The 13,828-nt window shown below is 42.6% G+C and carries 12 protein-coding genes; 5 read left to right on the top strand and 7 right to left on the bottom strand.

The genetic code is table 11. The annotated features are described in order from the left end of the window. Positions 1 to 6 precede the first annotated feature (6 nt). The 6 genes from WFY05_RS21510 to WFY05_RS21485 form a co-directional block, all read right to left on the bottom strand. A complete protein-coding gene (locus WFY05_RS21510; RefSeq protein ID WP_340115004.1) occupies positions 7 to 651 on the bottom strand; it encodes an MOSC domain-containing protein in 645 nt (214 codons plus the stop codon). Positions 652 to 704: 53 nt separating this feature from the next. Then, positions 705 to 1,436, bottom strand: coding sequence for a TerB family tellurite resistance protein (locus WFY05_RS21505; RefSeq protein WP_340115003.1), 732 nt, complete (start codon positions 1,434 to 1,436; stop codon positions 705 to 707). Beyond that, entirely contained in the window at positions 1,420 to 2,019 is a 600-nt protein-coding gene (gene coaE / locus WFY05_RS21500; protein ID WP_340115002.1) for a dephospho-CoA kinase, read from the bottom strand. Before coaE ends, WFY05_RS21505 begins: the two co-directional genes overlap by 17 nt. Positions 2,020 to 2,022: 3 nt before the next feature. Further along, positions 2,023 to 3,012: a CdaR family protein gene (locus WFY05_RS21495; protein WP_340115001.1), complete on the bottom strand. Its 990-nt coding sequence runs from the start codon at positions 3,010 to 3,012 to the stop codon at positions 2,023 to 2,025. 118 nt (positions 3,013 to 3,130) lie between these two features. Then, positions 3,131 to 4,042 (bottom strand): DUF4249 domain-containing protein, encoded by a 912-nt coding sequence (locus WFY05_RS21490; protein WP_340115000.1) that lies wholly within the window; start codon positions 4,040 to 4,042, stop codon positions 3,131 to 3,133. Between the two features lie 4 nt (positions 4,043 to 4,046). Further along, the gene (locus tag WFY05_RS21485; RefSeq protein ID WP_340114999.1) at positions 4,047 to 6,395 is read right to left on the bottom strand and encodes a TonB-dependent receptor; all 2,349 of its coding nucleotides are present in this window, start codon (positions 6,393 to 6,395) and stop codon (positions 4,047 to 4,049) included. Positions 6,396 to 6,827: 432 nt separating this feature from the next. Between WFY05_RS21485 and WFY05_RS21480 the strand changes: the two genes are divergently transcribed. Next, a complete protein-coding gene (locus WFY05_RS21480) occupies positions 6,828 to 8,402 on the top strand; it encodes an arylsulfatase (protein WP_340114998.1) in 1,575 nt (524 codons plus the stop codon). A 322-nt stretch (positions 8,403 to 8,724) separates the two neighbouring features. Here the strand turns inward: WFY05_RS21480 and WFY05_RS21475 are convergent, their stop codons facing one another. Further along, the gene (locus WFY05_RS21475) at positions 8,725 to 9,474 is read right to left on the bottom strand and encodes a DUF6261 family protein (protein WP_340114997.1); all 750 of its coding nucleotides are present in this window, start codon (positions 9,472 to 9,474) and stop codon (positions 8,725 to 8,727) included. A 650-nt stretch (positions 9,475 to 10,124) separates the two neighbouring features. Here WFY05_RS21475 and WFY05_RS21470 point away from each other — a divergent pair. From WFY05_RS21470 to WFY05_RS21455, 4 genes are all read left to right on the top strand, one after another. Further along, positions 10,125 to 10,706: an outer membrane beta-barrel protein gene (locus WFY05_RS21470; RefSeq protein ID WP_340114996.1), complete on the top strand. Its 582-nt coding sequence runs from the start codon at positions 10,125 to 10,127 to the stop codon at positions 10,704 to 10,706. A 107-nt stretch (positions 10,707 to 10,813) separates the two neighbouring features. Then, entirely contained in the window at positions 10,814 to 11,758 is a 945-nt protein-coding gene (locus WFY05_RS21465; RefSeq protein ID WP_340114995.1) for a tetratricopeptide repeat protein, read from the top strand. Positions 11,759 to 11,763: 5 nt separating this feature from the next. Then, the gene (locus WFY05_RS21460; protein WP_340114994.1) at positions 11,764 to 12,597 is read left to right on the top strand and encodes a helix-turn-helix transcriptional regulator; all 834 of its coding nucleotides are present in this window, start codon (positions 11,764 to 11,766) and stop codon (positions 12,595 to 12,597) included. A 233-nt stretch (positions 12,598 to 12,830) separates the two neighbouring features. Continuing rightward, positions 12,831 to 13,529, top strand: coding sequence for a hypothetical protein (locus WFY05_RS21455; RefSeq protein ID WP_340114993.1), 699 nt, complete (start codon positions 12,831 to 12,833; stop codon positions 13,527 to 13,529). The last annotated feature ends 299 nt before the right edge of the window (positions 13,530 to 13,828 follow it).

The following is a 13,828-nucleotide window of genomic DNA, read 5'->3' as shown; positions in this document are numbered from 1 at the left end:
GGAAATTTAATCGTCTAAATCGTGGCCCCAGCGTTTCAGCAGGTCTTTTTTGCAAGAAGCGGCGATAAACGGATCATTGATGGCGCGTGCCACATCAGGATCAAATTCTTCGGCATAAATCCAACGGTAAACCTCCTGAATGGAAGGCGAATCATTTCGGCCGTTCAGTTCCATTTTTTGTCCGACCCGTACTTTACCACTTTTTAAGACCCGAACATAAACACCTGAAAAACCTGAGTCAACAAATTTGCGAACGATGGCTTTATCGTGAAACCTGAATTCCAGTTTGTAACACGGTTGCCGGGGTTGTGTTGCCTGAACAACCGCATCACCGATCTTAAACATATCACCGATATTTATTTGCGCTTCCTGTAAACCCTCAACCGTCAGGTTTTCGCCAAACATTCCAAAGGGCATTTCCAGGTCGGGATAGAGATTTTGCCAGTATTGATAATGATCGGCTGAATACAGATAGCACGCTTTGTCAGTTCCGCCATGATAGCGACGGTCGATGACATGATCGTTAACTACATTTTCCTGCCCCAGGAAAATGCCTTCTTCCACCGGAAACTTAAAAATACCCGTTTTCACGTCTTTTCCGCGATGCCGCAATATTCTTGGTTCTCCTATGTTGGTGGAAATTATTTTCATCTGATGCTATTCTTTAATTCAGTCCTCCGTCCTTCAATCCTTCAATCGTTGTTTTAAGCCACGTCCCGTTCTTTCTTGATGTTTTCGTAAGCCCGGTTTACCTTTTGGAACTTTTCTTTTGCAGCATTCTGAACGTCCTCGCCCAGCGTACTTACTTTATCCGGATGGTATTTCATGGCCATTCGTCGATATGCTTTTTTCACTTCCTCATCAGAAGCTGAACGATCGATCTCCAAAATCTTGTAATCGCCGTCGGTATTCGGAATAAACATGGCCTGGATCGATTCGAAATCCTTTGGGCTAATTCCCATCTGACTGCAAATCTGCGAGATCAACTGGTGTTCTTCAGTGGCTACTTTTCCATCGGCCTGCGCAATGCCAAACAGAAAATGAACCAGTTGCAAACGGGCCGAGTAATTCATATTGGCCTGAATCTGCCGACACACTTCATTCACCGGAATAGTTTGTTTTAAAAGGTCTCGCAGCATTTTTATGGCTTCCTGCGCCGAATCTTCCCCGAAATTATGAACCAGGAATTTCTTTACATATTCCAGTTCTGACTTTAGTACTTTTCCATCGGCCTTCATTACGGCTGCGGCCAAAACCAATAAGCTCATTACATAGCCACCGGTTGTTGTGCGCGATGAATAACCGCTTGTTCCGCGTTTAACGGCTTCCTGTCCGCCATCGAACATCGAGCCAACCATAAAACCTACTATTGCTCCTATGGGGCCTCCAAAAGCCCAACCCAGGCCGCCACCTATCCATTTACCAAATTTTGCCATTTTCTCTTAATTGTTTATCAATCTTTATTATGCCCGGAAGAATAAGATCCGAGTCTGCATTTTTTATTTCTACTGTCGCCAATTTTCGTTTTTCCGAATCGGGCCACTGTTTATTCATTCGTTCGCGAACCTCTTGTTCTGTCGACCGGTCGCGCTTTCGTACGCGTGCAATGCGTTCCTCTTCGGGGGCCGAAACCAGGATGGTAAAATCCATCATCTTATAAAAACCACTTTCGAAAAGAATAGCGGCCTCGTGAATTACATACGGTGCTGTTTGTTCTTTTGTCCAATTTAAAAAATCGTCCCGAACCACCGGATGGATCAGTGCATTTACCTTTTGCAACTGAATGTCGTTGTTAAAAATGTAAGCGGCAAGTTTTTTTCGGTCAAGTGTTGCATCGCGGCTATAGATGTCGGAACCAAACAGATCAATGAGCCCTTCCCGGATTTTTATATCCGTATTTATCAGTTCTTTGGCTACCAGGTCGGCCTCGAAAACCGGAATGCCCAACCACCTGAAAACCTTGCAAACGGTTGATTTGCCACTTCCAATTCCTCCGGTGATACCAACGGTAATAGCCATTCTTTAGTTCTTTTCAATCAGGTATTCAACTGCTTCGGGCGACTTCCGAGCCACCTGTATATACGATGATTTTTTTTCGATGATTACCTCAAGCCGATTTGCATTTTCGATGATGCTAGAATAGTCGACAAAGGCATTCAGTTTGTTTGATCTGAGGTCATCGAATTCGCTTAAACCTACCAAACAGGTAACATTTACTTCCGATGGAAAAAGTTTCACACTTACGCTATCCGGTTTATTTCTGATTAAAATGGGAATGCGCAGTAACTTCTCGGTATACTTTTCCACCTCTATTTGAAAATGTACTTTATTCGGATCAACATTTGTTTTTTTGGGATGAACAATATCCAGATTCCCTTCAATGGTTTCATCGAGGTTATTGTAACTTTTAGCTACTGTATTCAGGCTGAAAATGGTGTCGATAATTGCCGACGGCCCGGTTATTTTTACTTTTGCCGGACTTACCGAAACCGGACTTTTCAGATTAAACTGGGTTTTAAAATTTAAGTTGATGTTGGCCTTTACGGCCACCGTTTTTGTTCTCAGGCTGTCAAGCACAATCGGTATGAATTCGGGTTGTACGTCGAGGATCGAAATTTCATTGCTGACCTGGCTTCTTATTCTTCGCATCAGTGCAGAAGAAGGAACCCGGTAAGTTCCGTTTTGGTTTTCGATATTTCGGGTGATGTTGTTTAAAGGTAAAACGATCGGTGAAAATGAAAGCCCCAGCTTATGACGCAGCAAGGTAAAGCCGTGAGCATTTACTTTTAGCTCGAATTTCGACGGCGGCTCATTGGCCAGAAACTGCCGGTTGGGGGGATTCACATATTTTACGGGATAAGAAATTGTAGTGGAGTAATTTTTACTCAGTGCATTCAGAAACCAGAGTCCAGTGGCTATCATTAAACAAATCAAAAACACAACCACTCGCTTGTCGTTTTTAAGACGCTCGATTTTGAAGAACTCCGGTATTTTGTTTATGGTTTTGTTCATTCCACTGCGAAAAGCACAAATTTAACCAAATATGCCAATAAGTAAACCGACAAAAGCCGGGAAGTTTTTATTCCCGGCTTCTTGTATGTTTTGATTTAATATTCTGTGAATGCGAAAGCTAATTATAAGCGTGTTTAAGCGGTGCAAAATTATCGTCGCCAATGATCACTTCGTTACCGGGTGATACATCGCGTGCCGAGAAAATGCCAAGTACGCGCTTACCGTCACTCGAAGTGAGATTACTTGGAACATTTGCAGGTGGCACACTGAACGGGCTTCCGGCAAACGCCTGGTTCACCATCCCGATGTAAAAATCGTAAACAGGTTCTGTAATCGAAAGTTGTTCCACATAAATAGTGTCGCCCATACGTAAGATCTGGTCTTCGTCGTCTTCGTAAAAATCGGTGAAGATCTCAAAATCATATATGTAGTTTCCATCGACCAGCTCGTCACTGGCAAATGTCAGATTCTCACTTTCATACAACAAATGATTGTTAATGTAAATGTCCCATTTGTAGTAGTCGCCTTCGCCGGGTGTTTCCTGCGAACTGATAAAAACGGCAAGGAATTCGAAATCGCCCCGTGCCGAGAGATTCACTTTTACCGAGTCGAGTGTTTCCACTTTTTTCATGTAATCGCTGGCTGTGATCTGCACGTCGTCTGAAGTAGTGATCCGGAGGTAATAACTATTTCCGGGTTCCGCGTTATACACTTCGTTCTCAGGAAGAATATATACTCCACTGTTGTTCATCTCACTCAAAACAACACTGTTAGAGTAATCCTCATTTTGCGAAATCTCAACAACCGCATCATTTACCGGTGGATTTTCACGGCTGTCATCCACCTGAAGTGTCTTTTGTAATTTCACATAAACATTATTGGTCGGTCGGTTTTCGAGGTATGCCTCTACCGAAATCAGATCGATATTATCTTCGTTGATGTCGATCTCAACTACATCTTCGCATGAATAAAGAATCCCTGAAAGTAATGCAGCAAGAATCAGTATTTTAATTGTATATAATCGTTTCATCGCCTTAAAATTTAAAGTTGTAGGTAATTGATGGAATTGGCGCCCCGATGATGGATATCCTGACAAATTCAGTTTGATTCAGGTTGTCTTCATTGGCCCGCGGTGTTATCGAGTAAGCATTCCGGCGTCCGTAAACATTGTATATCGAGAAGTTTATCGACTGTTTAAAACGTCGTTGTTCGTTCTTTTTAAAATCGTAGGTTACTGAGAGATCAAGGCGATGATAATCAGGAATCCGGTAACTGTTACGTGCAGAATATTCGTAGATCTGGTTGCCCTGAACATAGTATTTCGATACCGGGTAGGAGGTAGGTGTTCCGGTGGCCAGGATAAAATTAGCGGCAAAATTCCAGCGCTTGTTCAATTCGTAATTGGCCACTACCGACAGGTCGTGGGTACGGTCGTACGACGATGGATAGGGATCTCCGTTGTTGATTCCTTCTACCGTTCGTGTAGTTTTCGACCAGGTATAACCCACCCAGCCGGTAAGTTGTCCCTGTGCCTTTTTAGCCAGCAGCTCTACACCTTTCGATTCGCCGCTGCCATGCAACAGTTCAGTTTCAATAGCATTGTTCAGGAACAGCTCCGCACCTTCTTTATAATCCAGTACGTTTTTCATGTCTTTGTAATACAATTCAACCGAAGTTTCCCACATATCGCGAGCAAAATTCCGGAAGTAACCAACTGCAACCTGGTCAACAATTAAAGGCTCAATGTAACTGCTGGTCGGCAGCCAGATGTCGAGTGGCGACGGCGATTGCGTATTGGTGATCAGGTGCAGGTTTTGTACCATTCTGTTGTACGAAGCCTTGGCCGAGCTGTTATCATCGAGCGTAAATTTCAATCCCAAACGTGGTTCAAGATGAATGATGGCATCACCAACTTTATCTCCCTTTCCGTATTCAACGGTTTCCGTGATCTCATCTTTTTGAGGTTGATCAGGATTCTCATAGAAATTTACTTCACCCGGACCAATTTGCTGAAAATGGCTCAGCCTTAATCCGTATTGCATCGAGAAACGATCGGAAATAATCTGTTCGTTACTCAGGTAAACAGCATTTTCAAGGGCATTGTATTCAGCCAGTTGCATATCCGAGAACATCGAATTATCGCCTTTGGTCACTACCTTTCCCGGACAGAAATTATGATGGATCACATTCACTCCGTATTTAATCGTATTATTGGGATTAAAGAAGAACGTGAAATCGACTTTGGCATTATAATCACGAATGCGCGACGACCAGTCGAAGTTATCGGCATTTTCACCCGGAACTCCAAGGTTATAATCGTAGTTGGAATAAATGGCCGAAACGTTCATGAACAGCTTGTCGCCGAAAATGTGGTTCCAGCGTGCTGTTGCTGTGGTATTTCCCCAGCGCATGTAAAGCGATTCGCCCAGTTCAAAGGCATCGTCGCCCATGTAGCCCGAAAGAAAGATCCGGTTTTTATCATTGATCACCAGGTTCGATTTTCCGTTCAAGTCGTAAAAATACAGCTTGTTATCGGCCAGTTCGTCGATACCGACTGCTTTTCCCAGTACATCGTAGTAAGTTCGTCGTCCGGCCAAAATAAAACTCCATTTATCTTTTATGATAGGGCCTTCCAGTGTCAGGCGGCTCGACAGGTTTCCGATTCCGCCGTCAAAACCAAAACGCTTGGAATTACCGTCTTTCTGGCGGATGTCGATCACCGACGAGGCTTTCCCTCCAAACTGTGCCGGGATACCGCTTTTGTACACCTGTATATCGTTGATGGCATTGGAGTTAAACACCGAGAAAAATCCCATCAGGTGCGAGGCATTGTAGACCGGTGCTTCATCCAGGATCATCAGGTTTTCGTCGGGGCCGCCGCCGCGAACATATAAGCCCGAGCTGGCTTCTCCGCCGCTTTGAATGCCAGGCAGCAACTGGATGGTTTTAATAATGTCGACCTCACCCATAAACGCCGGCAGTTTCTGAATGGTTTTCACCGGCAGCTTGGTCATGCCCATCTGGATGCGTTCCACATTGGCATCAGCAGCTTCGGCTTTTACAATCACTTCTTCGATCTGTTGCGAATTGTCGGTAAGTGAAAAACTTTGTGTAAGGTTCTCGTTTGCTTTCACAATTTCCTGCAAGGTAAGATAACCGATATAGGAAATGTGCATTTCGTAGTTTCCTTCGGGAATGGTCAACGAATAAAATCCGTAGGCATTACTCGCTGTTCCCTGTTTCAACTCCGGGATGTAGATAGTGGCACCAATCAGGGCCTCACCGTTGGAGGCATCCGTTATGTAACCACTGAGTGTTACGTCCTGCGCCCTCGCCAGAGTTGAGAGAAAAAGGAGGAGCAGGACAATGTTCTGTTTTAACATTTTAGGCTTTTGTTTTCTGTTAATAATTGTTTATTGTTTCTTGGCTGCACGAATTTATAACGTTCTATTCTCAATCATTGTTTGTTTCCGACAAAAGCACTTATTTCATCGGTAAACAAACTTATACCGTTCAAAATGAATTCGTTTTACACTTTTACAGACAGGTAAAAAGTTTAAGTGTTGCTTTTTAGGTATTAACTTTTTGTTACAAGCAGCAGAATGCCCAAATTTTTAGGGGAAAAATCACCGGTTGCATATTAAAACTGTAACCAAACATCATCGACTATGTAATAAAAATATTTGTCAAACTGATTTACGTTGAGTTTAAACAAAAAAGAGTCAATTCATGTTTTACAGAGAAATGATTAGTTGCTGAAATGATGTACGCAACTATACATAAAATTCAAATTACACAATAACTAATATGCAATTATGAAACACAGAAACATTAGAAGCCTTCTGCTATTGGCTTTAATCTTTACATTTTCTTTTGGGACTTTTGCCCAGGACAAACCCAACATTCTTGTCATTATGGTTGATGACGTAGCTCCCAATTCATTAAGTTGTTACAGTTTGGGATTACAATATCCAACACCGAACATCGACCGGATAGCAAAAGAAGGAGTGCTTTTTACTGATCACTATTCGCAACCCAGTTGTACAGCTGGACGTGCAGCATTTATAACCGGACAAAAACCGGTACGTACAGGATTGACTACCGTTGGTCAGCCCGGAAATCCACTTGGTATTAAAAAGGAAGATCCAACACTGGCCGAGTTATTAAAACCGCTTGGCTATATGACTGCTCAGTATGGTAAAAACCACCTGGGCGACCGTAACGAACATTTGCCAACCGTGCATGGTTTCGACGAATTTTTTGGAAACCTTTATCACCTGAATGTTTCGGAAGAAGAAGAGCAGGCTGACTACCCGAAAAGCAAAGAATTCTATGAAAAATATGGTCCGCGTGGTATAATCGAATCGTATGCATCCGATACTTATGACGATACTGTAGATCCTCGTTTTGGTGTTATTGGTAAGCAAAAAGTTACCGATATTGGTAAACTCACCAGCAAACGCATGGAAACCTTCGACGAAGAACTGGTTGCCAAAACAAAAGACTTTATGAAGCGTGCGCAGGATGACGACAAGCCCTTCTTTATCTGGCATGCCACAAGCCGCATGCACGTGTATACACACCTGAAAGAAGAATCGCGTAACCTGGCTACACCGATCAGTACCGATATGGACTTGTTTGGTTCGGGATTGATGGAACACGACGGACATGTTGGTGAAATTCTGGACTACCTCGACGAGCTGGGAATTGCCGATAATACAATCGTAATTTATACCACCGATAACGGTCCGGAGCAAAGTACCTGGCCCGATGCCGGTGTAACCATGTTCCGAGGTGAAAAAATGACAACCTACGAAGGAGGTGTTCGTGCTCCGTTTATGGTTCGCTGGCCGGAAAATATACCTGCAGGATTAATTCGTAACGGTATTTCAGCTCACGAAGATGTGGTACCTACCATTATGGCAGCCGTTGGCGAGCCTGAGATTAAAGACGAACTGAAAGAAGGAAAAACAATTGGCGACATGACCTACAAAGTGTATATCGACGGATTTAACAACCTCGATTACTGGGAAGGAAAAACCGATGAGTCGGCCCGTAACTATTTCTTCTACTACTACGAATCGGGTTTAACTGCTATGCGTGTAGGACCGTGGAAAATGCACTTTGCCACCAAGGAGCGTTATTTCGACGATATGGTTGTACACACCATGCCGCAGTTATTTAACCTGCGAAAAGATCCCTTCGAGAAATATGACGACATTTATGGTTTCGAGCTGATCATGCACAAATCGTGGGTATTCCAGCCGGCGATCGGAATGTTGACAGAACATCTGACAAGCTTTAAGGACTTTCCACCGCGACAGGCAGCTGCTTCGCTTGATATCAATAAAGCGATTGATGCGATTTTGAAATCGGATACACGACAATAATGATTTTCATTCCGAATAAAATATCAAGGGCATCCAAAACGGATGCCCTTGTTTATTCGAAATAGCGCTTTCAAAATCACATTTTACTACAGACCCCGCTAGCGCCGATTTTCAATCGGTGTGTCCCGCAGGGATGCCTTCGTCGCAAATCGGTAGAACTGAAATTAACAAACTGTCAGCCGCTGGCTGAGGTACGGATTACAAATCCGCACCAGCGATGGATATGTAGTGTTTCTTTGGTTCAAAAAAAAGCATTCCGCCCAAACGGGCAGAATGCCAATTAACCTTTTAAACTAACAATATTTATGATCGAAAATAGCTTTTAATTGACTTCAGCAGCGGGAAGTTCTTCTTCATTACTGTTCCTTCTTCCTTCACGCGAAGCCAGAGTGTTCTCTAATGTTTCTATTTTTTGGTTGAGTTCTTTAACAAAGTTTTCAATCTCGGGAGTCTGCATATTTAGGCTCACCATTGCGTTTACCCGCTCAACCATTAGCTCATACAGCGGATCGATTTCAATGCGAACTGCTTTTGCATTGCCACTGTTTTTATTGGCCAATTCGGTGTCGCGTTCGTTTTGTTTGGCCTTGAATGCCACATTCAGACTGTTTAAGCGGTTAACCCATTCTCCAAGACCGCAGGTAGCAAGAAAAGCGTTATTTTCTTCCTGTTCCAAATCTCCAAGTAAATTCGAAAGGGCTGCTGTTTCTTCATTATAGCTTATTCGGCGGACATCGCCATAAAGATCGAATACCCGCCTAAGTCGTTTGGCAGCTTCCACTTCTTCCGTTATCGTGCACAACAATGTAGCATCGATACGCATATCAATGGCACGCCAGACCTTGTCACGATCGTTATCAATGTTTTGTAATTCTTCGGTTAGGACACTTCCCTTATCTACACGCAATTCATCGTCGAGTTTGACAAGTGCAGTGTCAAAGTCAGCAAATTCGGCCTCAGAGTGTATCGCTTGCGGGCCGAGCGCTTCGAGCAAACTTTTAAAGTCGCTCATAAATTGAAAATATTCTCCGTTGCGGAGTTTGTACAATATTAATTTTACAATTTTTACCATGATTATTGGTTTAAAGGATTAATAGATATGTTTAAAAGGTTATTTAATTTTTGTTCACTGAAAGCGTTTGGATGTTCGTGTGTATGTTTTGTTCAATAAAATTAGAGCAATTGCTTACTCATGTCAATGCCCTTCATTATGTTTCTCAGCATTTTGTCACTTTCATTCTGTTGTGCCGCAAATTAATCAATTGAATTATTCGTTTGTCGTTGTTGTGTAAAAAGCCAGCCACAATATTTTTTATTTGCTGCATTGCTGCCACATCCACGCCACAATTGTTTCTCCTTTTATAAAGTTGTACAGTAATCTCACTACGACATTTTTTTCTTCCTGCAGAAGAGCACAAGGCGTGCTACGCTAATTTATTGCGTGCCGCAGCGCTGCAACATGCCAGCAAAATAGTTTGCTGGCCAATTACATGACTGTACGAAGCCATAAATCAACTAGTTGCAGAGTTTCTAATTGGTCTGGTTTTCGAAAAGTCTTGCAATAATCGGCTTTTGAAGTTTACCGGGAAACACGCTAAAATAGTCGTTGTTCACTTTTTGTCTACCTGAGTTTTTAAACACTCGGGTTCAATCAATTGTAATTGATGCGATAAGTTTTTCAAAAACTAAAAACGTTTACATTAGAAACTAACATTAAAACAAATGAAAAAATTAACTCTTTTAACAGCACTTTTGGTAATTGGATTTACAAGTGTATTTTCCCAGGTTGAACTTAAAGGTCTCGTGGGCATGAATTTCGCCACTTTCCATGGTACTGAAGCTGATATTACAGCAAAAGCAGGCTACCAGTTTGGTGGCGGTGTTTTAATGGGTAACAAATTTTACGTGGAGCCGGGTATCCAATTTGTACGTAACTCACGCGTCATTTCTGCAGCGACCACTTCAGACGAAATTACATTTAGCCAAAACATGGTGAAAATTCCGGTTTATGCTGGTTACCATTTATTGGGTGCCGAAGACCAGCCTTTTGCATTGCGTGTTTTTGCCGGACCGGCAGTTTCCATTCCGGGGAAGGTTAAAGATGGGGGTGAATTCTTCGACAAAGACAATGTCAACAGCGCCATTTGGGCGGTCGACGGTGGTGTCGGTCTGGATATCTTCTTCCTCTTTATCGAAGCCAATTACGAATATTCGTTCAACGACTATTTCTCTGATGCTTTTGATGGCGACAATGGAAAACATGGAGCGTTCATTATAAACGCCGGTGTGCATATCGATTTCTAACAAACACAGAATAATTATTGCTAAAGCTCCTGTTGGTCATTCAGCAGGGGCTTTTTTTGATTCATCCCTTCTTTCACTTATCTTTCCATGATAATAGTTAACGCTTTATGAACCTGAAATCAATCCTGTTATTGATTCTTGCTTTTATGGTGAATTTGAATGTTGTTGCACAGGTAAATGTCGACAGCCTGAAAACTCGCTATTACGCTGATTCAGGTAGCGCCGAAGAAAAAGCAGAAATAGCAGCCAAAATAGCCGATGCACTCGTTTACAACCAACCCGATTCGGCAAATCTCTATGCAAATTCGGGTCTCGAAATAGCCAAAAAACACAATTTTGCCGATGGCATATTTCATAATAATTATGTTCTTGGTCGGATAGAGCTTAACCGGGAAAACCTGGACGGTGCTGCACATTACTTTACAAATGCTGTTGCCATTTCAAATCAACTCGAGAATATTTCGCTGGGGTTAAATGCCTTTCAAATGCTGGCTTATGTGTACGACATGCAAAACCAGTACCTGAATGCCTACAAGGTATACCGCGATGGAATTAAGTTAGCCGAAGAAATTAACGATAGCGTGAAACTGTATTCGCTCTACAATAATTTTGGTTCGCATTTACAACATCTCGGCGATTTTGAGGAGAGTAAACTTATGTTTTTAAAAACATTGGAAGTGGCGGCAGCGCTGCAACCGGAGCAGTTAAGATTTTCGCCGGCCAGCGCGTACAGTAATCTTTCCGTCATTTACATGGACAGTGGTGATCTGGATAGCGCTTTGTACTTTTTAAACCAGGCATGGACTTACCCCGGATCACGGGCAGATGCCTATGGCGAGCAAACTATGGCCACGAACTACACCGATATTTATTTAAGCCGGAATAAACCCGACAGTGTTCGGAAATACCTTGCCATCCAAAAGAACGACCTCGAAAAGATGGAAGGTTCTTTTCCCGGATCACTCGATTTTCAGTATGCGAAATCTACAGCCAACTGGGTGAAAGCCAATTTAAGAATGGCGAACTGCAACAGGCTGAATATAGTTTACTGAAAGCCTTGCAGTATTGCGAGCAATTGGATGAATACGATGTTAAAACAGAGGTTTTAAAGTTGCTGACATCGGTCAATGAGCGCCTGGGGAATACTAAGGCGGCGCTTCAGTACTCAAAAGACTATGCACTATCGCTCGATAGTCTACGAGAACGATCGTCGGGTGCCGAAATATTAAAAATAAAGGCAAAACACGAACTGGATACCGAATTGCTGCAAACCAGGAACGAACTGGAATTGGTGCAGCTGGAAAAAGAAAGGCGTGAGCTGATAATTGCAGTTATTGGGATTGTAGCCCTTGCCATTATTTTAACCATGTTGTTGTTATACCTCTTGCAAAGAACCCGGCATAAGCGGCTGAAATCGGAACAGGAATTACATCGTGTTGAAAAAGAAAAGGTGGCTGAAGAACTGGAGTTCAGAAAGAAAGAAATGACCGCGAACGGAATGTACCTGGCCCAGAAAAATAACCTGATACTTCTGGTGAATCAAAGATTAAAGGAGTTATTACCTGTGCTACCTAAAGAAAATGCACGGGAGATTAAAAATATTATTTCTGAACTGGATAATAAAACACACGATAACTCCTGGGAAGAATTCGAAAAACGCTTTAAGGAAGTACATACCGATTTTTACGAGCGCCTCAGTAAAGCCTATCCAAAATTAACAGCGGGCGATTTGCGTTTATGTGGATTTCTGCGGCTAAATATGTCAAATAAGGAAATAGCTGCCATTACTTACCAGAATGTGGAAAGCTTAAAAACAGCCCGTTATCGTTTACGAAAAAAACTGGGGCTTTCGCGGGAAGTTAACCTGATCCACTTTTTAACAAAATTTTGAATGCCTCCCTTACCCAAAGCTGATCTGGTGACTTGAGTTGAAGGCTGATCTGGTGACTTTCCCCGATAGCTATCGGGACACTTGATCAGTAAGATGGCGGCCCCGGCTTATTCACCTGTTGACTCAAAGTCATCAGGTGAACTTTCCAAGGCTGATCTGGTCACTTGAGTTGACCTGATCAGTAAAACATTTAAGAAAATTTCGTAATTTAAACTTCCCAAAATTATACTGTTATGCAATTCGAACCCAACCACATGTACCATGTTTTCAATCGCGGAAATAACTCGCAACAAATTTTCTTCTCAAAAGACAATTATCTTTTCTTTTTGCAGAAAATTAAAAAATACATTTTGCCTTTTGCCGATGTGGTGGCATGGTGTCTTATGCCGAATCATTTTCATTTAATGATTTATGTGAATAATGTTGAAATTCCAATTTCCGAACCTGATCTGGTGACTCCCAGTCACCTGATCAGTAAACCAGAGGCCTCCCCTTATTCACCAGGTGAACTTCCTGAGGCTGACCTGGCGACTCCCAGTCACCTGGTCAGTAGTACCACCAGCAAGAAGACCAGATCCATCAACCAATCTGTAGCCATTCTTTTACGTTCCTACACCCGTGCTTTGCAAAAGCAAGAACATTTTACAGGCAGTCTTTTCCAGCATCGAACAAAAGCTCTTTGCCTGACCGAGATTGAAGGTCCTGAACCCACATGGTTTCCAACAGCTTTTGGTACAGAAATAAATATTGTTGATCCTGAAAAGGAATATCCGCAGGTTTGTTTCAACTACATCCACCAAAATCCTGTCGATGCGGGTTTGGTAATTGATTCAGCCAATTGGGAGTTTTCATCTTATCAGGATTATGCAGGTATCAGAAAAGGTACTTTGGTAAATAAAAGTTTAGCCGTAGACTTGGGATTGCATATCTAATGCTGATCACCTTCCACAGCTGATCTGGTGACTATAGTTCACCTGATCAGTAAAACTGGCAGCCCTTGCTTATTCACCAGGTGACTTGGAGTCACTAGGTGAACCTTCCGAAGCTGATCTGGTCACTTGAGTTGACCTGATCAGTAAAACTGGCAGCCCTTGCTTATTCACCAGGTGACTTGGAGTCACCAGGTGAACCTTCCGAAGCTGATCTGGTGACTTTCCCCGATAGCTATCGGGGCACCTGCTCAATAAGATAGTGATCAGTAAGATTGATATTGTACACTTTTTGTTACCTC

Source organism: Maribellus mangrovi (assembly GCF_037646455.1).
Classification (GTDB): domain Bacteria; phylum Bacteroidota; class Bacteroidia; order Bacteroidales; family Prolixibacteraceae; genus Draconibacterium; species Draconibacterium mangrovi_A.
This window is presented reverse-complemented; position numbering and strand designations above follow the sequence as displayed.